This is a genomic window from Thalassospira profundimaris (genome assembly GCF_003326795.1).
Taxonomy (GTDB): domain Bacteria; phylum Pseudomonadota; class Alphaproteobacteria; order Rhodospirillales; family Thalassospiraceae; genus Thalassospira; species Thalassospira profundimaris_C.
This window is the reverse complement of sequence record NZ_JPWI01000010.1, coordinates 92,410-117,583: the sequence shown is the minus strand read 5'-3', so window position 1 is coordinate 117,583 and position 25,174 is coordinate 92,410. Positions and strand designations below refer to the sequence as shown.

Below are 25,174 nucleotides of genomic sequence, written 5' to 3'. Positions count from 1 at the left end.
GGCATGTTCATCATCATGCCGCCATTATAACACAAATCCAGTTTTCCGGCAGATTTCCGCCCTGTGCCCCGGTCCTTGAACCGGGTCAAACTTGATACGGGTTTTGCACACGCATTTCCACCCCTTCTAGACTTAAGGACGATAAAAACCCGCAATTTTTTGCCAAGCCACCCAAAAATCACGCAAAATTCCACTCATAACCACTTAATTATGAAAGGCAGTCAGGTGATTACCAAATCATCATACCAGACAAGTGGGGGCGAATCCGGTTCTTCGCAATTGTCAGACCATTTGCGCAATTCGCCAAATGCGGGCAAACTGCGCGCGCGTCACCACCTGTCTGCGGATCCCCATGACCATTGAAACAATTGTCGTTATTGCCTGCGCCTATTTTGTTGCGGCCTTTGTAAAGGGCGCTACGGGTCTCGGGTTTTCAACATCGGCCCTGCCGATCCTTGCCCTTGGTTTGGGGCTTAAGGCCGGCATGCCGCTTGTGATCATTCCGTCCCTTGTCAGTAACTCGATCGTCATGGCGCAAGCGGGGCATTTTCGCGAAACCGTCAACCGGTTCTGGCCGATGTTTCTGGCCACCATTCCGGGCCTTCTGATTGGACTTGCCGTTCTTGAAATGGTCGACAGCATTCTTGCAGGTGCGGTTCTGGGGCTGGTTTTGATGAATTACGGGGCAATCACGCTGTTTCGCCATGGCAAACCGATCTCGGACAAGGTTGCCCGTCGTCTGGCACCGATTTCGGGTTTTTCGACCGGACTGGTCAATGGCATTACCGGATCACAGGTGATGCCGGTTCTGCCCTTTCTGCTTTCGATGCGGCTTGATCCCAAACGCTTTATCCAGGCCATCAATATCTCGTTCAGTCTTTCAAGCATCGTCATGGCGTTTGGTCTGTGGCGCATGGGGATGATGACACTTGAAACGGTCTGGATTTCCCTTGCCGGACTGGTCCCGGTCTATATCGGCACCAAGCTTGGCGCAGCGGTGCGCAACCGCCTGGATGCAGAAACCTTCCGCAAGGTTGTCCTGATCATGCTGATTATCTTCGGGGTTATCCTGATCGGGAAGTTTGTCACGACCTAAGCGGCCCAAGGAAAAACACCGAAAAGTTGTATTCAGACGAAACTCCGTCGCCTATAAATGCGTGAGATAGTTATTATAAATCACGACCTTATGGAAACCGGAACGATGATCCGCCCGCTGACCAAGGCATTTGCCGCCCTTTGTTTTTGCCTGTTCCTTGTTGCCCCGCATCCGGCAGATGCTCAGAACAAGCAATCCTTTGAGAATTTCACGTCCAATTTGCGGATCATGCACCTTAGTACGCTGACGTTCTGCGATGAAAATCGCAACATCATGTCGGCCAAGGCATTGGCCGGTGCAACAAGGGAAAACGACGTTTTCGAGATGGCATGTGCGAGCGCCCTTGACGGTCGTTATATCGGCAACAGCAACTGGAAATTCGTCCATCGCGCGCAAGAGCGGACAGAATCGACCTCAAACATGCTGGCGATGATGAAGGGTTTCAACCTTGATGGTAAGCTGTTCTTCATGGTGGTTGGACATCGCAAGATCAAACAGTTCATCGGGCAACCGAACGAACACGCCTTTTACGTGCCAGTTGCCTCAATACTGCAAGAATCCGGATCACGGATGAATGTGGTTTTCGATTTCGTTGATACACAGGCAATGGACTGGAACACGCCATCACCACAGGAGCCGGATTTCAGCATAGCCAGCAAGGAACTCGGCATTGACCTGAATACGGTATGGCGCGCAATGATCAAAACCCAGTTTGCCGAGGGTGTCCTGCTGATCCCGGCCACCCGTTAAGTGCCGACAACTAATCTTCGCCCTGATCCCTTCATGCTGAAGACTGGTGATCAGGGGCGGAGTTTGATATCAACCCGTCCATGAAAACCATCGCCCGTCCCGCCTTTGCCGAAACCGAAGAAAAGAAATCCCGTTTTCTTGCAGAACTCGTCTTTTATGATGATCTGGCAAAGCGGATTAATGAATTGCGCGCCCTTCACCCCAAGGCTAATCATCACGTCAATGCCTATCGCTATCTCAATGACGAAGGTCAACTGATCGAACATGGCAAGGATGACGGCGAACCATCCGGCACATCTGGCATCCCGTGTCTTAAGGTTCTTCAGGGGCGGGATCTGATCAATGTGGCCGTAATTGTGACACGCTATTTCGGGGGCACCAAGCTGGGTACGGGCGGGTTGGTGCGCGCCTATAGCGGGGCGGCGAATGCCGCCTGCGATGTTGCCGAGATTATTGAATATATCCCGCAAGGCGAAGCTGAGATTTTTGCCGGATTTTCAGATGCCGGAACATTGGAGCAAGCCTGCGCACAGGATGGTATTACCATCCTAGATCGCCAGTTCGATACCACGGGCACCAGAATCAAAATTGCAGGCCCGCGCGAAACGCTTGCTGAACTTGCCGGGAAATTTCCGCTACCGCCGGAAGAATAACGCCTATTTATTGCGTGATGTGCTTTCGCGCTGCTGAAGCTCGAAACCAAGATCAACGATCTTTTGGTCCGTTGCTTCACCATCCAGTTCGGCCTTGATCATCTCGACGGCGCGCTTGCCAATTGCGTATCGATCGGTGTGGATCGAGGTCAGCGAAGGATGACTTGCCGCCATCATTTCCAGATCGTTAAAACCGATAATGCCCATGTCGTCCGGCACACAAATTCCAGCTTTCTGGCAGCCAAACAGCGCGCCAAGCGCCATGTCATCGTTGTTGCAGAACACGGCATCAAGATCGGAACGACGCGCAATCAATTGTTCTATGAGCTCCGCACCAAGCGATACGCTGGAAGACACCGTCGTTGTCATGATCAGATCAGGGTCATAGAGGCCACCCGACTGAAGGGCATCCTTGAACCCTTCGAGACGACTGTGGGATCTGGGATCCATACGTGCCCCAAGGAAGCCGATACGCTTGTATCCCATTTGCACCAGATGCCGACCGGCTGCCCGACCACCTTCGAAATGCGAAAATCCCACCATCATATCAATGGGATCATCACCGATATCCATGACCTGAACCACCGGACATCCGGCATTCTGCAAAAGTTCACGTGCGGCATCCGTCTGATCCTTGCCTGCAACAATCATCGCAGAAGGCCCCTGCCCGAGGAAAGTCCGGATCAGGCGTTCTTCATCGGCGGCCACATAACGCGAGTTCCCCAACTGGACCTGAAACGGGCCCTGTTCAAGTTCGTCGTATATGGCGCGCAGGGTATCGGCAAACACGTTGTTGGTCAGAGATGGGACAATGACGCCAACAATGTTGGAGCGAGTCGATGCCAGTGCACTCGCATGGCTGTGCGGCACATAATTGAGCTTGTTCACGGCGTTATTAATCTTCCGGCGCAGGTAGTCAGACACCTTTGATGGATCGCGCAATGCACGTGAAACTGTAATCGTACTGACGCCCGCCTTGTCGGCCACATCAGCAATCGTTGGCCGCCCGGCCCCTTTGCGTTTTCTCATAGCATTAGATTTATTACGTCTTTTCGATATCGACAAGTGCCTTGTAAATTAGGCTGTTGACTCAATGTTAGCGCTAACATTATGTTAGCGCTAACATTATAAATCACAGGGCGAAACCACGATCAAAGGACCGCCCTGATAACAATAGTCGGGTGGAAATATCTTGGTGTATCGACAGACACAGTATGTCGTGGTTATGGGAGTTTCAGGTTCGGGAAAGACCGAAATCGCCCGCCGTGTTGCGGAGGAAACCAATAACCTGTGGCTGGATGCAGACGACCATCATCCGTCAAATAATGTCGAACATATGCGGCGCGGCCAGCCATTGAATGACGAAATGCGCTGGCCCTGGCTTGAAGCGGTTAGCAGCGCTGCACGGGCGACCGCAAAACAAAACGAACAGGCTGGCGCATCACGCACTATCTTCATTGCCTGCTCGGCACTTAAACGCAGTTACCGCGAAGTTCTGAGCCGGAACTTGCAGCCGGTAACATTTGTATTTCTGGACGGCACACGTGACGTGATCAAAACACGACTGGAACGTCGCGTCGGACATTTCATGCCTTCCGCTCTCTTGGACAGTCAGCTTGCAGATCTCGAACCGCCGGGGCCGGATGAGAACTGTGTGACTGTCTTAGTCGATGCCCCGATCGACGCTGTCGTTTCGACAGTTATTTCCAAACTGCCAAACTGCGAAAACGGCAGTTCTTCCATTGTCAAAGAAAACACCTCCGGAAAACCGGTATGCCAGGGAGAAGACAGATGACCAAGACACTGAAATCGCTCGTAGGAGCAACATTTATTGCCAGCCTGATTGCTGCGGCACCGATGGCCGCCAACGCACAGGATTACAGCCTTAAGTTCCAGTCCAGCGACGCCGCTGGCGTTCCAAACTTCGTTCTTGAACAGGAATGGGCAAAGCGCGTCAGCGACATGACAGGTGGCCGTGTTGTCATCGAAATGCTGCCAGTCAACTCGATCGTCGAACATGCCGAAACTCAGGATGCGATCAGCGCCGGAATTATTGACGGCCATATCACCGATACCAGCTATTTCACCGGTAAGGATCCTGCATTCGGTCTGATTGCCAACCCGGTCGGCGCATGGTCTGCCCCGTCGGAAATGCTGCGCTTTGTTGAATATGGTGGCGGCAAAGAGCTGATGAACAGCCTTGTCGAGCCATATGGCCTTCATTTCATCGGTGCAGTGACCCCGGGCCTCGAAGCCTTTGTTTCTGCGGTTCCGCTTGATGGTGTTGCAGACCTCAAGGGCCTGAAAATGCGTGCCCCGGAAGGCATGGTACAGCAGGTCTTTGCCGCTGCCGGTGCCGCCCCGGTCAACATTCCGCAGTCTGAAGTGTTCACCTCGCTTGATAAAAAAGTGATCGAAGCAGCGGACGCCACCGTGTTCTCGACCAACCAGGCCATGGGTCTGCATGATGTTGCAAAACATCCGGTCTATCCGGGCTTCCATTCCATGCCGATGCTCGAAGTTTCGATCAACAAGGCAAAATGGGATTCCATGCCTGACGACATCAAGGCCATTCTGGAAATGTCTGTCCGTGATCTTGCTCATGACATGGACGCACGTCTTGCCATGAAAGACATGGAAGCAGTTGCGAAGGCCCGTTCAGATGGCGGCGTCACCATTCATAACTGGTCGGCTGAAGAACGCGCCAAGTTCCGCCAGATTGCCACCAGCCAGTGGGAAAAGGTTGCTGCACGTTCCGAAAACGCACAGCGGGTTTATGATACCCTTGTCAAATATCTTACCGCACAAGGTATGATCTAAGTCAGGTGACATAAATGGATCACCGGCAGTGATGCCCAAACATCACTGCCGGTAACCACCTGAATACAATCCGGCTGCCCCCGTTATAAGAGACGATAGCGGGAAGCAAACCTCCCTGTGCCGGATTGTATTCTCCGCATTGCAAGGATTGCTGACTATGGCTACCAGTCCCATAGATCCACCTCATGAAGATATCCCTCCTGCGATTGATCAGGATGCGGCAACCGATGACGTTCCCGCCGTTTCAGGCCGACTTGGTCACATCGTAAACAAGTTAAGTCCGATTTTTGCATTCGGATTTTTGCTGGCGATGGGGGTTTTGATTTTTGAAATCTTCATGCGTCATGTGTTTAACGATCCGACCCTTTGGGCGCATGAAACAACAACGTTTTTGTCTGCTGTCGGGTTTGTTTTTGGCGGGCTTTATTGCGCGTCACGCGACAAACATATCCGTGTCGTGATGCTTTATGACTTTGCCGGACCAAAGCTGCGCAAAGCGCTTGATGTCGGCATCTCGGTTGTCTGCATGATCGCGTCGGGCTTTTTTGCATGGGCCGCCTGGCTCATGGTCAAGCGTGCCACCATTACGCCGTCCGGTGACATTCATCTGGAAACAACCGGAAGCGCATTCAACGCGCCTTATCCCGGCCTGTTGAAAGTATTCCTGCTTCTGACCCTGATCCTTCTGATGGTCCAGTTCTTCTGGCAAGCCATCAACTATATGCGTAATACGCCGGTCACCGGGTCGGATCAGACCAAATAGATGCCCCTTTCATTTTGATGCACCGACAGCCGGACCATTATTTTCTGAATGTGACCGGCGCGACAGGATAACTTTAAATGTTTGATTTACAGTCTCTGGGCATCGAATACGGCACGCTTGCCATGTTCGTCCTGCTGCTCGGTTTCCTGATAACCGGCATGCCGCTGGCCTTTGTCACACTTTTGATTGCCCTGATCTTCACCCTTGGCTGGTTCGGTCCGATGGCAGTGCCACTGATTACCAGCCGGGTTTATTCATTCGTTTCATCCTTTGTCTTTGTCTCGGTCCCGATGTTCGTCCTGATGGCTGCCATCCTGGACCGATCAGGGGTCGCAAGAGACCTGTTTGACGCCATGCGCCTGTTCGGCGGACGTTTGCGCGGCGGTGTTGCAGTTCAGACGATTTTCGTTGCTGTCATTCTGGCTGCCATGAGCGGCATTATCGGCGGCGAAATTGTTCTGCTTGGCCTGATCGCGCTGCCCCAGATGCTGCGACAGGGCTATGACAAGAACCTTGCAATTGGTGTGGTTTGTGCTGGCGGATCGCTGGGCACCATGGTGCCCCCATCCATCGTTCTGATCATTTACGGTCTGACCGCAAACGTATCGATCGGTGATCTGTTTACATCAGCCTTTATTCCGGGCTTCATGCTGGCAGGCTTCTATGTCGCCTATGTCCTGTTCCGGTCCTACACGGGCAAAAATATCGCCCCGCCACCCCAGACCGAAAAGATCCCGCATGCCGAAAAAATGCGGCTGCTCAAAGGGCTCTTCCTTCCGATCATGGTCGTATTTTGTGTGCTGGGGTCCATTTACGGCGGGATTGCATCCGTCACAGAAGCGTCCGCAGTTGGTGTTGCCGGTGTGATTGCCTCAACCGTCGTACGTGGTGAATTCTCGATTGCCATGTTGAAGGCAGCAGCGGTTCAAACCCTTTCGACCTGTGGCATGATTGTCTGGATCGGGATTGGCGCATCAGCCCTTGTTGGTGTGTTTAACCTGATGGGCGGGATCAATTTCGTGTCGGGACTGATCACCGGGATTTCCGATGACCCGATCACCATTATCCTGTTCATGATGTTGATCCTGTTCATTCTGGGAATGTTTCTCGATTGGGTCGGCATCGCGCTTCTGACCATGCCGATCTTTGTACCGATCGTGAAACAGCTTGGCTTTGATCCGGTATGGTTCGGGGTGCTGTTTGCCATGAACATGCAGGTCAGCTTCCTGTCACCTCCGTTTGGCCCCGCGGCGTTCTATCTTAAATCCGTGGCGCCGCCGGACATCACGCTTGGCGATATTTTCAAGGCTCTTCTGCCCTTTATCTGTCTTCAGATACTCGCGGTCGGAATCCTGATCATGTTCCCCGGTATCACCGGACGCTGATCACATTTATCACCACACGACAAAAGGCGGAGCCAGACGGCTCCGCCTTTTGTTTTTCTTTCAATTGCGACATCAGGAATCCGTGACAATCGAAACTGCTTATCCGTTGCGATAAAGATAGCTATAGGCGTTGATCGCCGGAACACCACCAAGATGGGCATATAGAACCTTTGATCCCTTGGGGAAGTAACCTTTGCGCACCAGATCGATCATGCCCTGCATCGATTTTCCTTCATATACCGGGTCCGTCATCATGCCTTCCAGACGGCCACAAAGACGGATGGCTTCGTTTGTTTCATCGGATGGCACACCGTACAGCGGATAGGCGTAATCCTCGATCAATGTGATGTCCCTGTCCGATATTCCGCCTTCAAGCTCGACCAGATCGGCGGTCTTCTGCGCGATATCCAGAACCTGCGCACGGGTCTGATCGGGGGTGGCGGAGGCATCAATACCCACAACCTTGTCCGCACGACCGTCGGCGGCAAATCCGACCACCATTCCGGCATGGGTTGATCCGGTCACGGTACAAACAACGACATAGTCAAACTTGAAACCAAGTTCGGCTTCCTGGGCACGGACTTCCTCGGCAAAGCCGACAAAGCCCAGTCCGCCATATTTATGCACCGATGCACCGGCCGGAATGGCATAGGGCACGCCACCCTTGGCTTTTACATCTTCAAGGGCGGCCTCCCAGCTTTCGCGAATGCCGATATCAAATCCTTCATCGACCAGTTCGATCTGTGCGCCCATCACACGGCTCATCAATATGTTTCCGACCCGGTCATAGACCGCGTCATTGAACGGCACCCAGCTTTCCTGCACCAACCGGCATTTCATTCCGATCTTGGCGGCAATGGCTGCAACCTGGCGGGTATGGTTGGATTGCACCCCGCCAATGGTCACAAGTGTATCCGCCCCGGATTTCAGCGCATCGGGGATGATATATTCCATCTTGCGGACTTTGTTGCCGCCAAATGCCAGACCGGAATTGCAATCCTCGCGTTTGGCATAAAGGTCGACATCCCCGCCAAGATGCTCGGATAAACGCGGCAGCGACTCAATCGGGGTCGGACCAAAGGTTAGCGGGTATTTTTCAAATTTTTTCAGATTCATCGGGCACTCCCTGACAACGGATTGAAGACCGCAATCAGGCTAGCGCCATGTGGATGGAATGTGCTCTCGAAGTTTGGATTGATATTTGAAGCACCCGTCGTCAAGATTTATTGAAAATGAACTTCATTCCATAAATTGCGAAAATAACGGAAGGTTCTTTCATGTCTTTTGAGCCAGACAAGATCGACTACAAGATTTTGCGCCTGCTCCAGAGCGATGGCCGCATGGGCAACGCCGAAATTGCCAAACAAGTCAATGTCAGTGCGGCAACCTGCCACCGTCGAACGCAAAAGCTGTTTGAAGAAGGCTATGTCAAAAACATCCGCGCCCAGATCGCACCGGAAAAGGTCGACCGGGGGGCCTTGGTGATTGTGGGTGTGGTCCTTGATCGCTCCACCCCGGAAAGCTTTGCCGAGTTTGAAGCCAATTGTCGCAAAATGCCGTTCATCCTTGATTGTCATCTGGTGGCGGGCGACTTCGACTATTTCCTGAAAATTCGGGTCCGCGATATGGCCGATTTCAATCACCTGCACGGCGACCAACTGATCGCCCTGCCCGGCGTTCGCCAGACCCGGACATTCTTTGTCATGAAGGAAGTGGTCGATAACGCGCCGTTGCCGTTTTGACACGACAAACCTTCCGATGACAAGAAAGGCGGCATCTTGCCGGGATGCCGCCTTTAATGAACTGCGTTAAAGTTACCGATTATTCGACCGGGAACCGCATGGTGACGAATTCCTCAGCCGCGGACGGATGAACCGCAACGGTCTGGTCAAACTGGGCCTTGGTTGCGCCCATGCGGACTGCGATACCAATACCCTGAATGATTTCGGCTGCATCGGGGCCGACCATATGGGCCCCAAGCACAACGTCGGTGGTCTTATCGACAATCAGCTTCATCAGCGTTTTTTCATCACGGCCCGAAAGCGTGTGGCGCATCGGTTTGAAGGTGGATTTGAAAATCACGACCTCGCCGCCCTTTGCGCGCGCTTCTTCCTCGGACAGGCCAACAGTGCCAACAGGCGGCTGGCTGAACACGGCGGTCGGGATCGCCTGATAGGTCATATGCCAGGGTTTGCCGCCATAGACACTATCGGCAAAGGCCATGCCTTCCTTGATCGCAACCGGGGTCAGTTGCACGCGGTCAGTCACGTCGCCAACGGCATAGATGTTTTCCGTGGTGGTCTGAAGGCCCTGATTGATTTTGACGGCACCGCGTTCGTCAGCCTCGACACCGGCATTTTCAAGGCCAAGACCCGCCGTGTTGGGCGCACGACCGGTGGCAAACATCACCTGATCGGCTTCAAGCGTCGAACCATCGGTCAAGGTCAGTGACAGGCTGCCATCAGCCTGCTTTTCAATCGCCGTGACATTGGTGTTCACCCGCAAATCGATGCCCTTTTTGACGATTTCCTCGGCCAGATGGTTGCGGATATCGTTGTCAAAGCCGCGCAGGATCTGTTCGCTGCGATAAAGCTGGGTCACCTGTGATCCCAAACCGGCAAAGATACCGGCGAACTCGACCGCGATATAACCACCACCGACAACAACAACACGCTTGGGCAATTCTTCAAGATAGAATGCCTCGTTCGAGGTGATGGCGTGTTCAACCCCCGGAAGATCGGGCTTGGTCGGATGACCACCCACGGCAATCAGGATGCGCTCGGCGGTAACTTCACGATCACCAACGATCAGGGTATGGGCATCCTTGAAGGTCGCGCGATGTTCGAACAGCTCGACATTCGAGCCCGCCAGAAGCCGTTTATAAATGCCGTTCAGGCGATCAATTTCGGCATCCTTGTTGGCGATCAGCGTCTTCCAGCTAAAGGTAGGCTCCCCCGGAAGGGTCCAGCCATAAGCGGACGCATCTTCGAAGTCTTCGGCAAAGTGCGCACCATAGACCAGAAGCTTTTTGGGCACACAGCCACGGATGACGCAGGTGCCACCGACCTGGCTTTCTTCGGCGATGGCGACCTTTGCGCCATATCCCGATGCCACGCGTGCGGCACGAACACCGCCCGACCCGGCACCGATCACAAACAGATCAAAATCATAGTCCGACATGCGGAAATCCCTATTTTCGGTCAATTGACATCATGGCGCCAAATGTAGGGCGATAATTCCCAAAGTCGAGGCAAAACCAAGCAAAGCCGTCGTAAATTTCATGTGAAGGCCCGTGAGGTTCCAAAACCGGCAACAGTTTCATCAACCCGACATAGCATTTTTAAACTTTCACGCTATATGATGGAAAAGACGCGATGGGGATTGCGATAACTTTTGTAGGAATACGTCTATGAACGACCATATCCACGGTCAGGATGCGTCTTTTGACAATGCGCCGCGCTATGTTGACGAGCGCGGCGGGAACACGGCCCTTGTCTGTTACGGGCTGATGATTGCAACCCTGTTTACGGCCTTTGCCACCGGGCTTATTGCGCTGATCGTGTCCTATATCGCGCGCGAAGAAGACAATCACTGGACCAACAGCCATTATACATTCGTGATCCGGACATTCTGGATCAGCATCCTTTACGCCATCATTCTGGGCTTCTTTACCTTTGTGATTGGCTGGATCCCGCTTTTGGGCTGGGCTGTTGTCGGGTTGATGGGGCTTTACACCACGGCCTGGTTTATCGGGCGTAATGTTGTCGGGCTTTTGCGTGCGCTCAATGGTCGTCCGATTGACGATCCGCGAAGCTGGTTCTTTGGCTAAGCCATAGCCCGATCAGGCAGAATTGGCGGTGCAATCGGCAAGAAGTCACTTTGCCCGATTGCACCGGACTCCCCGGGCCGTTAAAGTCATTGCCAAGTTGGAACACATGACACGGACAGGGGTAGCACCGCCATGACATTGGCGTCGTCTGCGCAGGGGTCTGGCGATAAAATGCGCTGGGAAACCCTTCTTTCTTCACATCGACTGGAATTTCGGGATGGCAAGATTCGTCTTCCCGAAGGCGCCCCCTATCCCACCCCCGATGGCAGAAGCCCGTTTCAGATCGACGTTGACCGGGTGATCTTTTCATCCTCGTTCCGCCGTCTTCAGAACAAGACACAGGTGCATCCGCTTTCGGAAAATGACCACGTTCATACCCGCCTGACCCACACGATCGAAGTCGGATCGGTCGGGCAGTCGCTTGGCCTGATGGCCGGTGCGCATATCGTTGCCAATCTTCCCGAAGGGTCCGGAACAACCGTGGCCGATATCGGCTATATGGTTCAGGCAGCCTGCCTTGCCCATGACATCGGCAACCCGCCATTCGGCCATTCCGGCGAAGATGCCATCAATGAATGGTTCACAACATCCCGCCTTGCGAAGGATGAGCTGACCTCGCGACTATCCGGGCCTGAACTTGAAGACCTGCGTCACTTCGAAGGCAACGCGCAAGGCTTGCGCATCATCAGCCAGCTTGAAATGAAACGCTTTGATGGCGGACTTAACCTGACTTACGGGACGCTGGGCAGCTTTATCAAATATCCGCGCAGTACCTCGGTCCCCGATAGTCGGCGCCGCGAATATACCGGCCTTAAAAAACCCGGCTATTATCAGGCGGAACGCGATATTGCCTTCGCCATTGCGCGGGTTTGCGGGCTGTCACCGCTTGACGGGTTTGATGGGGCATGGCGGCGTCATCCGCTGGTCTATCTTGTCGAGGCGGCCGACGATATTTGCTATTCCGTGGTCGATCTTGAAGATGGCTGGGAACTGGGCTGTGTGAGCTTTGAAGAAGTCGAACGTGCACTGGCCCCGATTGCCCGACACCCGGAAAAATACGACGGCGATGCCGAACAACGCTGGCAGGACCTGCGTTCCGAGGAATGGTATGCCGAAAAATCGGAAAATGACCGGATCGGCTTCCTGCGCGGCAAGGCGATTGGCAATCTGGTGAAAGCCGCTGTTGATGCCTTTATCGCCAATGAAGATGCGCTTTTATCCGGAACGCTTGAAGGTGATTTGCTGGCCAACACGCCGCTTGGTCCGCATGCCAAGGCCTGCAAGAAACTGGCGGTCGAAAAGATTTATAACGCCCCCCATGTCCTGCCAATCGAGATGGCCGGGTTCGAGGTGATTAACGGTTTGCTCGACAGTTTTGTGCGTGCGGCCATTGACCTTGATGAACATAAAAATCACGGCAAGCGCCTGCCGCCGCAGGCCGACCGGATTGACAAGCTTCTGGCCGGGAAACTGTCCGAGGCACCCGATCTTTACAGCCGCCTGATGCGGGTGATGGATTACATCTCGGGCATGACGGACCGCTATGCCGTGACCCTGTTCCGAAAGCTTCAGGGCATCACGATCTAATCAAAAAACCCGGCCATCTGGCCGGGTTTTTCGTTAAGGCATCAATACGCTTAGATGATGTAGTGAATACCGCATTCGGTCTTGTCCTGACCGGCCCAGCGACCGGCACGGACATCGCTTGAATTCGGATCAACACGGTCCGTGCACGGCATGCAGCCAATCGACAGAAATCCCTCGGCCTGAAGCGGATGGCGCGGCAACGCACGATGTTCAAAGATATCGTCGATATCTTCGCGCTTGTAACCGGCAAGCGGGTTGATCTTGATCCGCGAACCGGCTGGTTCAACCACCGGAAGCGCATCACGTTCACCGCCATGGAACCTTTTGCGACCGGTCAGCCAGGCGTCATAGCCCTCAAGCGCACGCTGAAGCGGCTCGACCTTGCGCAAATAGCAGCATTTGGCGGTGTCCGAGGCAAACAGCATGCCGTTGGGGTCTTCGGCTTTCAGCTTTTCCTCGTCCGGGCGCATGATCCTGATGTTGGTCAGGCCCAGCTGATCAACAAGCTGTTCACGATATTTGTGGGTTTCGCCAAACAGCTTGCGGGTATCAAGGAAAATGACCGGCAAGTTGCGATCGACTTCGGCAACCAGTGCCAGCAAAGCCGCCGCCTCGGTCCCAAACGACGAGGTCATGGTCACTCGGCCCTTGAATTCCTCATGCACCATCGGCTCGATCAGCGATACGCCCTGCAAGTGACCATATTTGTCCAGCAGGCGCCGAGCGCGATCAGTTGCTTCCTCGACCGACATTGAGCCGCCCGAAACAATATCTTCTTCACGCATTACATTCATGGCAACCATCTCCGCCGATCGATATATTCGTCGGTCTTTTGAAGCAAGGTCTGCATATCTGCGCCGCTTGCTTTCCATTTCTCTCTCTGATCAGACAGTTCACGCAACCGCCTGTCCCAGGTCGGTACAAGCCAGTTTTCAATGGCCCGACGGATACGACCGGCCAGACGCGGACTGTGACCATTGGTCGAAACCGTGATCATCAGATCACCGCGCTGAACACGCGCTGGTGAAAAAAAATCACAGTATTCCTTAACATCCTCGACATTGGCGATGGTGCCGACCGCCTTGGCAATGGCGGCAAGTTCGGCGGCCCTTTCTTCGCCAAGGTCGACAATGAACATGATGGATGCCGCATTCACATCTGCCGAATTCGGCAAATAGCGATGCAGGCGATCACCGGCCTGATCGACCAGTTCGGGTATCGGGCTTTCCGAGTAAACGGTGACGTATTTTGCCCCATCACCGTCAAACTGGCGCAAACGGTTCAGGGTTGCCTGACCGTTCCCGACCAAGGCGACCGAAAGTCGCGTCAGGTCCAGATTGATGGGAAACATCGTCGATCCTCTAAAAAGAAGTTTCTGTTTGTTGTCCATGACTATGGGTGTGGAAATTAAAATATTCAATACATTTTTTATGTGTTTTATAATTATACAACACAATTAATAGTGTTTTATTTGAAGCGAATTATCTGATCCAAAGACCGGGTATCCCGCGTAAAGCTTTTCCTGCAATTTTTCAAAAATGCCCTTATATTGGGCCAAAATCCGGCATAACCATGCCGATCAGACTAACGATCAAGAGAGCGTCCCGATGCCAAGCAGTGCCGCCCCCGCCCTGACCGATCACCCGGCCATATCCCCCGTTGCCCATCGCAATGTCGCCATCTGGCTGTTTGGCTGTGCGGCAATGGTCTTTATCATGGTGGTGATTGGCGGCCTGACGCGCCTGACAGAATCGGGACTTTCAATCGTTGAATGGCGTCCGTTTACCGGCATCATCCCGCCACTGAATGAAGCCGACTGGACCGCCCTTTATCAGCAATACAGCCAATATCCGGAATTCCAGAAAATCAATGCCTGGATGTCGGTCGAAGATTTCAAATCGATCTTCTGGCTGGAATTCATCCATCGCCTTTGGGGTCGGTTGATCGGGGTTGTGTTCTTTATCCCGTTCGTCTGGTTCCTTGCCAAAAAGTCGATTGATGGCGCCACCAAGTGGAAGCTTTGGGGCCTTTTCATTCTGGGCGGTCTTCAGGGCCTGATGGGCTGGTATATGGTGATGAGCGGTCTGGTGGATCGTCCCGATGTCAGCCAGTATCGCCTGACCGCGCATTTCGGACTGGCGCTGGTGATTTTCATCGCTCTTTTATGGGTCGGCCTGCAACAGCTTGCACCGCGCGCCATTGGTACAAATGCCTCCAAACGCAGTTGGCAGCTTTTGGGACTGATCGTCTTTACGGCCCTTTCAGGCGGCTTTGTTGCCGGGCTTGATGCCGGTTATGCCTTTAACACCTTCCCGCTGATGGATGGGCAGCTTATCCCCGATGGCCTGTTCGTGTTTGATCCGGCCTGGCTGGCCCCGTTTGAAGACCACATGACGGTGCAGTGGGATCATCGCTGGCTGGCGAAACTGACCTTTGTGATGGTGATCGTGTTCTGGTGGAGGGCTGGAAAATGGAACCTGACTTCTGATCAGCGCTTTGCCACGCACCTTGTTCTGGCCGCCGCCTGCCTTCAGGTCGCCCTTGGCATCTCGACCCTGCTCAGCGTCATCTGGCTACCGCTTGGCGTTGCCCATCAGGCGGGTGCGGTGGTACTGGTCGGAACAGCAACCTATGCCGCGTACAAGCTGCGCGACGTCGCTTAAGGTCGCGTTTCCCAAAAACAAAAAAGGGCAGACAGGTGCTGCCCTTTTTTAATTCCAAAATCTTCAACTTAACTATCGGCCTGATGCAGTGCCTTTTTCACCCGATGGGTGGCAAACCAGATCATCGCAAGGACAACCGGCACAGCAATCCCGGTTGCCACACGGTCATTGATCGGAACACCGGTATCCTTGATCGCCTTGAACAAATACCCCAAAAGCCCGACGGCATAATAGGTAATCGCGGCAACAGACAGACCTTCAACAGTTTGTTGCAGACGCAGTTGCAATTTCACACGGCGATCCATGCTGGCCAGAAGATCGCGGTTTTGTGCCTCAAGCAGGATATCAACGCGCGTACGCAAAAGGTTATTGGCGCGCGCCACACGTTTTGACAGCACTTCCAGCCGATCCCCGATATTCTGGCAGGTGCGCATGGCCGGAGCCAGGCGACGTTCCATGAATTCGGTAATGGTCTGGACACCCTCGATACGTTCTTCACGAAGCTCGTTCAGGCGGGCCTGTACGATCCGGTAATAGGCACGCGCAGCACTGAAACGATAATTCAGCGACGCGGCCATTTCTTCGGTCTGGGCTGCAAGATCCGTCAACTTTGACAAGGTTTCCTCGTCATTGGTTTGGGTCTTGCTGGCCATTTCAGCGGTAATTTCCGACAGGCGCGTATCGATCTCGGACACCTTGGGCGTTGCGCAATGGGCCATCGGAAAAGCAAGAAGCGCCATCATGCGATAAACTTCAATTTCCTTGAGACGCTGCACCAGACGCCCGGCCTGCAGCTGCTCCATGCCCAGATCCTTGACCAGCATGCGACCAAAGCCATCCCCATGCAGACGAAAATCGGTCCAGATTTGCGCCGTACCGCCCAGAACCCGACTTCCGGTCAGGCCATTATGATCAAACAGACGTGAAATCTCTTCTTCGGTCCTGTCTGTTTTCTCAACCACGATATGAAGTCCGACCATCAACTGGCCCGGCGTTTCCGACAGCCAGTCCTGGGGTACCAGATTAATGACCGGGTCTTCGAACGGGTTATCGAACGGCTCCATGCGCTTGAACACGTAGACCGTGAATTCCGCGTGACGTTCCCAAATGACGGAAAAGCCGTCACAGGCAGCTTCGTAATATTTCTGATCCGGTGCGGGCGGCGTCAGACTGAAGCGCTTGCAGAACGTCATGAAATGGTCCCGGACGTCTTCATCAAGCTCTTCGCCTGCGTGAAAAGCAATGCAGGAACATCGCGTCGGGCTGCTGACACCGCCAAACGGGCGGGCATGAATTTCGTTATGAAGGGCGACACGCTGGGGATGTTCGACAAACATTGCCACGGGCTTTCATAATTGGCCATTGCGGTCTATATAAAGCGTTCAGTGGCGGTTTCTGACCGAACGCTGACAGTACCTGTATAGACGAAAGTTCAATGTGACAGAAAGTCCCAAAAACGTCAGGGAAAATACTGTCACAAGTGCTTTTATCTTTTGGGGAAAATCATTTTCTCTGGCCGAACAATTCCGGCCCTCAAGGAGGTTCCATGACCGATCTGCGCACCACTGATAATCTGTTTTTCGCCAAAGGTGATCTTGATCGCGAGCGGCTTGAAACGCAGGTCAATGACGCGCTTGGCGCGGCAGAAGACGGGGAACTGTTCCTTGAATATCGCCAGTCCGAAAGTCTGGTCTGGGATGATGGGCGTCTGCGCAGTGCGAATTTTGACACAGCACAGGGTTTTGGTCTTCGCGCTGTTGCCGATGAAGCCACCGCCTTTTCGCATTCCAACGAACTGTCCAATGATGCGGTTGCACGTGCCGCCGAAACCGTCAAGGCGGTTGGGTCCGGACGTTCGGGCAAGGTCGATCTTGGATCAATCGGCACCAATATCTCGCTTTATTCCGATGTGAACCCGCTGGGCGAAGCCACCTTTGAAGCCAAGGTTGATCTTCTGGCACAGATTGATGCCTATGCCCGGTCGCGTGATCCGCGCGTTGTGCAGGTATCGGCATCGATTTCCGGTAACTGGCAGGCTGTCCAGATCTGGCGTGCCGGTGGTCAGCGCATTGGCGATATCCGACCGCTGGTAAGGTTTAACGTATCGGTTGTCGTCAAACAGGGTGACCGTATGGAAACCGGATCACACGGAGAAGGCGGTCGTATCGGATATGATGGTTTCTTTGACGAAAAAACCTGGAAAAAGGCCGTTGATGAGTCCCTGCGTCAGGCCATCGTCAATCTTGATTCCGTTGCCGCACCGGCCGGTGAAATGACCGTGGTGCTTGGACCGGGCTGGCCGGGTATTTTGCTGCATGAAGCGATTGGCCATGGCCTTGAAGGTGACTTTAACCGCAAGGGCACTTCGGCCTTTGCCGGCCTTCTGGGACAGCGCATCGCATCACCGGGCGTCACGGTTGTTGATGACGGCACCATTCATGATCGCCGTGGCTCGCTTTCGATTGATGATGAAGGAACGCCGACCCAGCAAACCGTTCTGATCGAAGACGGTATCCTTAAGGGCTTTATGCAGGATCGCCTCAATGCCCGCCTGACCGGTGTCAAATCGACCGGCAATGGTCGTCGCCAATCCTATGCCCATGCCCCGATGCCGCGCATGACCAATACCTATATGCTGGGGGGCGACAAGGAACCAGAAGAGGTTCTAGCCTCGGTCAAGAACGGCATTTATGCGGTTAATTTCGGCGGCGGGCAGGTCGATATCACGTCGGGTAAATTCGTCTTCTCGGCATCCGAGGCCTATCTGATTGAAAACGGTAAAGTCGGTGCCCCGGTCAAGGGCGCGACCCTGATTGGCAATGGTCCGGACAGCCTGACCAAGGTTTCCATGATCGGCAATGACATGGAACTTGATAACGGGATTGGTACCTGTGGCAAGGATGGCCAGGGGGTCCCGGTCGGTGTCGGACAACCGACCTTGCGCATTGATGGTCTGACCGTCGGCGGCACTGCAGTATAGTTTTGTTCTCACATCTTAAAAGATCTCCGGGGTGCTGATCACAGCACCCCGGAGATCTTTACGTATATAAAAACTATACGACCTACACTATCCCTACCCTTCACCCGAATGGCTTACATCGGATCACCATAGTTCATAATCTGTCAAAAGAAGATTATGCCGATTTTGGCGGTCCGCAGCTCGGCCAAGTCATCTGGTCTGACGGTGCAGAACCGAAACTGATGCCGCGAAAATCCGAGAAAGTTTGGGGGAAAACTTGAATACAAGCCGATGGCGGCAGGGTACGGCAGTTTCAGCTGTACTCGTTGCACTGGTGATGGGGGCGACTGGTGGTGCCAACGCACAACAGAGCGTCGATGTGCGAACCGATGAAGCACGTCAACTTTCCGACGATTTTGACAGACTGCGTGACGTCACCGAACGTGCAAACCTTTTGCTTCGCACCGATGATGGCGGGGATATTACCTATGCCGATATCCTTGCCAATCCCGACGACATTATTCTGAATTTCCGCTGGGCCAAGGCGCAGCTCGCCCGCGGTGAGGTACGCGGCGCATCAGCCACACTTGAGCGCATTCTGGTTCTTGATCCCGAACTGGCACCGGTGCGGCTTTATTACGCCATTGTGCTTTATCGCCTTGATAGCCTTGATGAAGCGCGCACGCAGTTTGACCGGTTGCGCCAGATGGATGTCTCGCCCGAGGTCGCGGCTGACATTGATAAATATATCAATGCCATCGAACGGCGGCGCGCACGGTTGCATCAATCCGTGACACTGACTCTGGGGTCCCAAGTCGACAGCAACCGGAACGCCGCCCCCAATGACAAGCAGCAACTGGTCACCGGCACATTGACCAACATCACGGCATCAGCTGACAAACCGAGGAACGACATCGCCTATGTCGGCGCCCTTCGCTATGACGTCAGCTATGATCTTGGTTATCAGGAAGGTCACGAAATCTTTGCCGCCGTGACGGGCTATGCCAGTGATCAGGTGCAGCTTGACTCTCTTGACCTTGGGTCGTTCTCGGTCGATGTCGGAAGCCGCATTCGCGGTGGTTACTGGATGCTTACACCGACGCTGAACCAGACCGTGCAGTCCCTTAGCAAGGAAAAATACCTCACGTCACGTTCCGGGCGGCTGCGTCTGGACTGGAACCCGCGTCCGTTCTTTAACCTGAACGGTGATGTCAGCTATGCCGATGAACGCTATCAGAATACCAGTGAATCAAGCGCACTGCGTTTACATTCCGGTCAGCGCTATGGCACCAGACTGGGATCGAATTACACATGGACGCCGAATAACCGCACCACCTTTAATCTTTTTGCGGGCAAAAAAGAGGCGGCACGCAATTATTACAGCTATGACAGCTTGAGCGGCGAGTTGATCCATGCTTATCTGTTTGGCGGGGGAAGTTACATAAGTGGAAGTTTCCGTTATGGGATCGACCGTTATCGTGATCCTGACTTTCTGGTGACCGGCAATTCGCCACAACACCGGATGGATCGCAGTGCACGGACAAGATTGACCTATGGCGCGCCACTTTCACAAATACTGCCATCGGACTTGTTTGGGGATAGCAAAACGGCAAATCAGATCTATGACCTGCTCGCACCGGTTAACTGGTCGATCACAGGCGAATATCTGAATACCAAATCGAACATTCCCAACTATGAATATCACAATGCCAGGGCACAGTTTTACCTGACCCGGCGATGGGAGTTCTAGTGATGCAGAACAACGTAATGACCGCCCGTTTGCAGAGAAAATTTACGCACCTTGCACGAAATGTAGCCATCGGCATGCCAATGGCGCTGACCATTCTGCTTGGCGCACCGGCAAAAGCTGAAATCACCGTCGAGATGGCAGGCGTATCCGCCGCCGTAACCGGTGATGTCACGCTTAACAAAGTGACGGGCGAAATCGGTGTTCTGGTTGAAAGCGGGATGCCCGTTTATCTTGGGGACCGGATCATCACGTCGCCGAATTCGGGCATGCAAGTCCTCTTACTGGACGAAACAGTCTTTACCATCGGACCGAACAGTGACGTCGCCATTGACGAGTTTGTCTACGATCCGGCAACCGGTGATGGTCGCATCGTCGCAGACATGGCCCGCGGTGTCATGCGTTTCGTAACGGGCAAGATACCGCTCAACAACCCGGCAAGCATGGATATCAATCTTCCGGTTGGATCAATCGGTATTCGCGGCACCATCGGGCTGATCCGATCAGTCTCGACCGAGCAGGCCAATGAAATCATCCCCGGTTCGTTTGATACCTTAAACCCGGATGACGCCAACCAGATGGTGTTTATGGCGGTTAACCAGGGGCCGGGTCTTGAACGCAATGACACCACATCCCGCCCCGGCGCGTTTGCCGTAACCGATATGAACGGCAATAGCGAAAACATTACCGGCGAGAATTTCGGTGTCTTTGTTGGCACCAATGTTGTTACAGAGCCCGCACGCTTCCCCGCAGAAGCCGCAACCTTTGATTTCTCAACCAATCTTGTCCGGACCGCTTCAAACAACGACAATCAGGATGGAACTTCCGGTTCAGGGTCGCGCCAAACCGCACCAAGTGTATCCCAACAGGCAAGTGTGACGCCCGGACAGGCGCAACAGGCCAATGCGCAAACCGGTGCTGCAATGGCCGGTACCATTGAAGTTGCCCTGGCACAAGTCGGTGCCACGAGTGCATCTAAATCACAAAGTGAAATCACTTCAATTCTCGGCAATGTCGATAGCACAAACAATAGCAGTAGCAGCAACAGCGGAAGCAGCGCTTTCACCTATGACGGGATGCGTCAGATATCAACCGGCACCTTTACGTCGGGGACCATCGCTGTAAGCAGCGGCAGCCTGTCTTATAACTTTGTCACTGCTGTGAATTTCGCGACGAGACAATTGTCGATCACGTTCCAGAATATTCAGGATGGCGGTGCATTTCTAACCGCTGTGTCAGAGGGCGAGATGAAGACAAACACAGTCGACTTCTCCAGTTCAACCGGCGAAGTAAAATTTTCCGGCAGCGACTTTACGCCTGATAGCGGCGGCAATTGCACAAGTGGTGGATGCAACGCCACAGCAACCTTTACAGATGCGAAGAATGTTGATTTCAAGCTTACAACAACTGCAGTCAGCGCCGGTGCATCTGGTTCCGCGACGTTGAATTGATGATTGACGGGCAGTTGTTTGCACCATGCGTCTGACCAAGAACAGCCTGCTGCGCATACTGCATTATTTGCTTCCTTTGGGCATCCTGCTGATCTGCATCTTTTTGCGGTGGCAGGATGTTCCATTTGTGGACCAGATGCGCCTGAGCGTGTTTGACACCTATCAGCGCATCGCGCCGCGCCAATATGAAGATGTTGGTGTTCGTATCATCGACATTGATGAAAAAAGTCTGGAAGAACTGGGGCAGTGGCCATGGCCACGTACCCGTCTGGCCGGGCTGGTTTATCGTTTGCGTTCGGCCGGCGCGCGGGTTGTCGGGTTTGACGTGGTATTTGCCGAGCCCGACAGAACATCCCCGGCCCGCGTGGTGAAGGACTGGCCCAAGGGCACGGAAAGCGACGAAATAACCGCCCTTGCCGATAAACTGCCAGATCATGACAAACTGTTTGCCCAGTTCATTCAGGGTACAGGACAAGTCGTTACGGCAATCCAGCTGAGCAACAAGAAACTGGAAACCCCGCCAAGGCAAATCGGCAATTTCAGTACATCGGGTGAAGCAGGAAGAAAACTTTCCGACTTTATTGCTGTGCTGCCCGGTGCGGCCAAAAACCTCGATATCATAGAAAATGCGGCAAGTGGCAATGCGCTGGTGAATGTGTCACCGGAACAGGATGGTGTGGTGCGCAGGGTTCCGCTACTGGCGGCACTGGATTACGACCTGCCCGTGATTGGCATGCCTGTTTATCCGACGTTATCGATGGAAATGCTTCGCGTTCTTCAGGATGCCCCGAAAACCATGAATGTGCGGATGTCCGGGGCAAGTGGCAGTTCACGCTGGACCCGGTCAGAGGGTATCGAGGCCATCAGGGTCGGTGCCATTACCATTCCCACCGATCATGCCGGATATATGTGGGTTCATTTCACCGGCCGTGAGAAACAGCGTTATATCTCGGCGCTTGATGTCTTGAATGACACTCTGCCACCGGAAAGCCTTCGCGACACGATTGTCCTGATCGGCACCAGTGCGGCAGGATTGCTTGACTTGCGGTCCACACCGCTTGATCGGGTTTTGCCGGGGGTAGAAGTGCATGCAGAGATGCTTGAACAGATGTTGCTGGGCCATTTCCTGACCCGCCCATATTGGGCCGCAGAAACGGAAAGCTTTGTTCTTTTGCTGATCGGCCTGTTTTTTGTTCTTGCCGTTCCACGACTTGGTGCCGTCTGGCCTGCGGTGATCGGCGGAACACTGGCCTTTGGTGCCGCCGGATTTTCATGGTGGGCATATGATGCCAAATTGCTGTTGATTGATCCGGTCTATCCGCTGGTCAGCTTGCTGGCTGTTTATCTGGCGACCAGCTCCATCGGCTTTGTACGCACCGAAGGCGAACGGCGGCAGGTCCGCTCTGCCTTCGGGAACTATCTGTCCCCGGCATTGGTCAATCAATTGTCACGCCACCCGGAACAATTGAAGCTTGGTGGTGAAACCCGAGACATGACCTTGATGTTTTGTGATGTCCGCGGTTTCACCTCGATTTCCGAGGGGTTCAAATCCAACCCGCAGGGTTTGACGCGCCTGATCAACCGGCTTCTGACACCACTGACCAAATGCATTCTCGATCGGGAAGGCACAATCGACAAATATATGGGCGATTGCATCATGGCCTTCTGGAATGCACCACTTGATGTTGAAAACCATGCCCATCATGCGTGTGATAGCGCACTTGCCATGCGTGAGGCGCTTGATCACCTCAATGCCGAACGTCTGGGCGAAGCCAAGCGTGACAATGAAAAGTTCCTGCCGCTTAACATTGGCATCGGGATCAATTGCGGTGACTGCCTTGTTGGCAATATGGGATCGGATCAGCGGTTCGATTATTCTGTTCTGGGCGATGCGGTCAATCTGGCCTCCCGTCTTGAAGGGCAGTCGAAAAATTACGGCGTTGACATCGTTCTGGGTGAAGATGTTGCCAAACGTGTCGAGAATGATTTTGCCACACTGGAACTCGATCTGATTGCGGTGAAAGGCAAAAGCGAAGCTGTGCATATCTTTGCCCTGCTTGGCGGTGCCAAACTTTGCCAGACAGAAGAATTCAGGAACTGTCAGATATTGCACAAGTCAATGCTGGACGCCTATCGTACGCAACAATGGGACAAGGCAGAGGAACTGCTTGACCAGTGTCGTCAGGCATCGCGTGGTGTCGGTGCACTGGCAGCCCTTTATGACATGTATTCCGATCGTATCGTGACATTCCGGGAAACCCCGCCACCGGTCGAGTGGGATGGTGTGTTTATCGCGACAAGCAAATAGCGATACTTGCCAAATCAGCTTTATCCCAACACTCTGCTATCTGATGATTTTAGACGTCTGAAGTCTGCCTTTTTGTCGAACTGCCAATCGCCCCATTGCGTCACCGAGGTTCCCGATGAACTTTTCATCTGACAATGTTTCGCCCATCTGCCCCGAAATTCTCAATGCTATCGCTGCGGAAAGCGAAAGTGCCGCCCTTCCCTATGGCGCGGATGACAAAAGCCGACAACTTGATGCGGCCTTCTCAGCCCTGTTCGGAACCGACGTTTGCGTTATACCGGTGGCGACAGGAACGGCTGCAAATCTGGTCGGGCTTTCGGGGCTGGTGTCACCGTTTGGCGGCGTTGTTTGTCATCATCACGCCCACATCAATATGACGGAATCAACCGGTGTGGCTTTCTATGGCAGTGGTGCCAAACTGCTTGGCATTGACGGGCCATCTGCCAAGATCGAGGCAGATACGCTTGATCGCTGTCTGGGGTCACATATTTCAAATGGCATGCACTCAGTAGACCCCGAATGCGTTGCCATAACCCAAAGCACCGAGTTCGGGACCGTCTATGACGTTGCGGAAGTTCAGGCGATTGGTAATGTCTGCCAGAAACACGGCATGCGCCTTTTTATGGATGGCGCACGTTTTGCCAATGCGGTTGCAGCCCTTGACTGTCATCCGGCTGATATCACCTGGAAAGCGGGTGTCGATGTTTTAAGCTTCGGGGCGACCAAAAACGGAGCCCTGGCCGTTGATGCCATCATCCTGTTTGATCCGAAGTTGCGGCGTCACACGGAAAAAAGCCGCAAGCGCGGCGGTCATCTGTTTTCAAAGCACCGCTATCTTGCTGCCCAGCTTCTGGCCTATGTCCAAGATGATCTTTGGTTACGTAATGCGCGCCACGCCAATGAGGCGGCCAAAGCCTTGCAGAAAAGTCTTGAGAATATGGGCGCCACAGCCGCGTTCCCGCCGCAAGGCAACGAACTTTTCATTCATATGAATGACGATCTGGCGCAACGCCTGCGGGATGCGGGGATCGTGTTTCGCCCATGGGCTTCCATCGGCCCGGACGCATACCGTTTTGTGTGTGCCTGGAACAGCCCGATTGAACTGATCAAATCGCTGCCACAGTCGATTGGATGACATCGCAGATTTGCCATCATCGGCATTT

General features: G+C 53.7%; 22 protein-coding genes. 16 read left to right on the top strand and 6 right to left on the bottom strand.

Annotated features, from left to right (window positions below; translation table 11 throughout):
- Nucleotides 1-352: 352 nt before the first annotated feature.
- The 3 genes from TH30_RS15415 (at nucleotide 353) to TH30_RS15405 (ending at nucleotide 2,499) form a co-directional block, all read left to right on the top strand.
- On the top strand, nucleotides 353-1,096 hold the full coding sequence (locus TH30_RS15415) for a sulfite exporter TauE/SafE family protein (protein WP_114099054.1): 744 nt from the start codon (nucleotides 353-355) through the stop codon (nucleotides 1,094-1,096).
- Nucleotides 1,097-1,201: 105 nt separating this feature from the next.
- The gene (locus tag TH30_RS15410; RefSeq protein WP_147252018.1) at nucleotides 1,202-1,846 is read left to right on the top strand and encodes a hypothetical protein; all 645 of its coding nucleotides are present in this window, start codon (nucleotides 1,202-1,204) and stop codon (nucleotides 1,844-1,846) included.
- A gap of 80 nt (nucleotides 1,847-1,926) precedes the next feature.
- Complete coding sequence (locus tag TH30_RS15405) at nucleotides 1,927-2,499, top strand: IMPACT family protein (protein ID WP_114098974.1); 573 nt, start codon at nucleotides 1,927-1,929, stop codon at nucleotides 2,497-2,499.
- Nucleotides 2,500-2,502: 3 nt separating this feature from the next.
- On the opposite strand, the gene gntR is transcribed toward TH30_RS15405, so the two are convergent.
- The gene (gene gntR, locus TH30_RS15400; RefSeq protein ID WP_114098973.1) at nucleotides 2,503-3,528 is read right to left on the bottom strand and encodes an HTH-type transcriptional regulator GntR; all 1,026 of its coding nucleotides are present in this window, start codon (nucleotides 3,526-3,528) and stop codon (nucleotides 2,503-2,505) included.
- A gap of 166 nt (nucleotides 3,529-3,694) precedes the next feature.
- Here gntR and TH30_RS15395 point away from each other — a divergent pair, with 166 nt between their 5' ends.
- From TH30_RS15395 to TH30_RS15380, 4 genes are all read left to right on the top strand, one after another.
- A complete protein-coding gene (locus tag TH30_RS15395) occupies nucleotides 3,695-4,294 on the top strand; it encodes a gluconokinase (RefSeq protein WP_114098972.1) in 600 nt (199 codons plus the stop codon).
- Nucleotides 4,291-5,319: a TRAP transporter substrate-binding protein gene (locus TH30_RS15390; RefSeq protein WP_181850327.1), complete on the top strand. Its 1,029-nt coding sequence runs from the start codon at nucleotides 4,291-4,293 to the stop codon at nucleotides 5,317-5,319. The genes TH30_RS15395 and TH30_RS15390 overlap by 4 nt, the downstream gene beginning before the upstream one ends.
- Before the next feature lie 157 nt (nucleotides 5,320-5,476).
- Complete coding sequence (locus tag TH30_RS15385) at nucleotides 5,477-6,082, top strand: TRAP transporter small permease subunit (protein WP_114098971.1); 606 nt, start codon at nucleotides 5,477-5,479, stop codon at nucleotides 6,080-6,082.
- Between the two features lie 77 nt (nucleotides 6,083-6,159).
- A complete protein-coding gene (locus TH30_RS15380) occupies nucleotides 6,160-7,467 on the top strand; it encodes a TRAP transporter large permease (RefSeq protein WP_114098970.1) in 1,308 nt (435 codons plus the stop codon).
- Nucleotides 7,468-7,566: 99 nt separating this feature from the next.
- Here TH30_RS15380 and TH30_RS15375 read toward each other — a convergent pair whose 3' ends face one another.
- Nucleotides 7,567-8,583, bottom strand: coding sequence for a 1-aminocyclopropane-1-carboxylate deaminase (locus TH30_RS15375; protein WP_114098969.1), 1,017 nt, complete (start codon nucleotides 8,581-8,583; stop codon nucleotides 7,567-7,569).
- Nucleotides 8,584-8,744: 161 nt separating this feature from the next.
- Between TH30_RS15375 and TH30_RS15370 the strand changes: the two genes are divergently transcribed.
- Entirely contained in the window at nucleotides 8,745-9,209 is a 465-nt protein-coding gene (locus tag TH30_RS15370) for an Lrp/AsnC family transcriptional regulator (protein WP_114098968.1), read from the top strand.
- A gap of 79 nt (nucleotides 9,210-9,288) precedes the next feature.
- Here the strand turns inward: TH30_RS15370 and gor are convergent, their stop codons facing one another.
- Nucleotides 9,289-10,647 carry a glutathione-disulfide reductase gene (gene gor, locus TH30_RS15365; RefSeq protein WP_114098967.1) on the bottom strand — a complete coding sequence of 453 codons (1,359 nt, stop codon included), beginning with the start codon at nucleotides 10,645-10,647 and terminating at the stop codon, nucleotides 9,289-9,291.
- A 229-nt stretch (nucleotides 10,648-10,876) separates the two neighbouring features.
- On the opposite strand from gor, the gene TH30_RS15360 reads away from it, so the two are divergent.
- Together TH30_RS15360 and TH30_RS15355 are read left to right on the top strand one after the other, a co-directional pair.
- Nucleotides 10,877-11,296: a DUF4870 family protein gene (locus TH30_RS15360; RefSeq protein WP_114098966.1), complete on the top strand. Its 420-nt coding sequence runs from the start codon at nucleotides 10,877-10,879 to the stop codon at nucleotides 11,294-11,296.
- 132 nt (nucleotides 11,297-11,428) lie between these two features.
- On the top strand, nucleotides 11,429-12,883 hold the full coding sequence (locus TH30_RS15355; RefSeq protein WP_258548747.1) for a deoxyguanosinetriphosphate triphosphohydrolase: 1,455 nt from the start codon (nucleotides 11,429-11,431) through the stop codon (nucleotides 12,881-12,883).
- A 50-nt stretch (nucleotides 12,884-12,933) separates the two neighbouring features.
- On the opposite strand, the gene TH30_RS15350 is transcribed toward TH30_RS15355, so the two are convergent.
- Nucleotides 12,934-13,677: a phosphoadenylyl-sulfate reductase gene (locus tag TH30_RS15350; protein ID WP_114099050.1), complete on the bottom strand. Its 744-nt coding sequence runs from the start codon at nucleotides 13,675-13,677 to the stop codon at nucleotides 12,934-12,936.
- A complete protein-coding gene (locus tag TH30_RS15345; protein WP_114099051.1) occupies nucleotides 13,674-14,234 on the bottom strand; it encodes a precorrin-2 dehydrogenase/sirohydrochlorin ferrochelatase family protein in 561 nt (186 codons plus the stop codon). Before TH30_RS15345 ends, TH30_RS15350 begins: the two co-directional genes overlap by 4 nt.
- A 256-nt stretch (nucleotides 14,235-14,490) precedes the next feature.
- Here TH30_RS15345 and TH30_RS15340 point away from each other — a divergent pair, with 256 nt between their 5' ends.
- Complete coding sequence (locus TH30_RS15340) at nucleotides 14,491-15,546, top strand: COX15/CtaA family protein (protein ID WP_114099049.1); 1,056 nt, start codon at nucleotides 14,491-14,493, stop codon at nucleotides 15,544-15,546.
- A gap of 68 nt (nucleotides 15,547-15,614) precedes the next feature.
- Here TH30_RS15340 and TH30_RS15335 read toward each other — a convergent pair whose 3' ends face one another.
- On the bottom strand, nucleotides 15,615-16,883 hold the full coding sequence (locus TH30_RS15335) for a DUF3422 family protein (RefSeq protein WP_114098965.1): 1,269 nt from the start codon (nucleotides 16,881-16,883) through the stop codon (nucleotides 15,615-15,617).
- Nucleotides 16,884-17,092: 209 nt separating this feature from the next.
- On the opposite strand from TH30_RS15335, the gene tldD reads away from it, so the two are divergent.
- From tldD to TH30_RS15310, 5 genes are all read left to right on the top strand, one after another.
- Nucleotides 17,093-18,526 carry a metalloprotease TldD gene (gene tldD, locus TH30_RS15330; protein WP_114098964.1) on the top strand — a complete coding sequence of 478 codons (1,434 nt, stop codon included), beginning with the start codon at nucleotides 17,093-17,095 and terminating at the stop codon, nucleotides 18,524-18,526.
- A gap of 256 nt (nucleotides 18,527-18,782) precedes the next feature.
- A complete protein-coding gene (locus TH30_RS15325; RefSeq protein ID WP_114098963.1) occupies nucleotides 18,783-20,255 on the top strand; it encodes a tetratricopeptide repeat protein in 1,473 nt (490 codons plus the stop codon).
- A gap of 2 nt (nucleotides 20,256-20,257) precedes the next feature.
- Complete coding sequence (locus tag TH30_RS15320) at nucleotides 20,258-21,703, top strand: FecR family protein (protein WP_258548746.1); 1,446 nt, start codon at nucleotides 20,258-20,260, stop codon at nucleotides 21,701-21,703.
- 25 nt (nucleotides 21,704-21,728) lie between these two features.
- Nucleotides 21,729-24,011, top strand: a complete 2,283-nt coding sequence (locus TH30_RS15315) for a CHASE2 domain-containing protein (protein WP_114098962.1) — start codon at nucleotides 21,729-21,731, stop codon at nucleotides 24,009-24,011.
- Between the two features lie 115 nt (nucleotides 24,012-24,126).
- The gene (locus tag TH30_RS15310) at nucleotides 24,127-25,146 is read left to right on the top strand and encodes a threonine aldolase family protein (protein WP_114098961.1); all 1,020 of its coding nucleotides are present in this window, start codon (nucleotides 24,127-24,129) and stop codon (nucleotides 25,144-25,146) included.
- The last annotated feature ends 28 nt before the right edge of the window (nucleotides 25,147-25,174 follow it).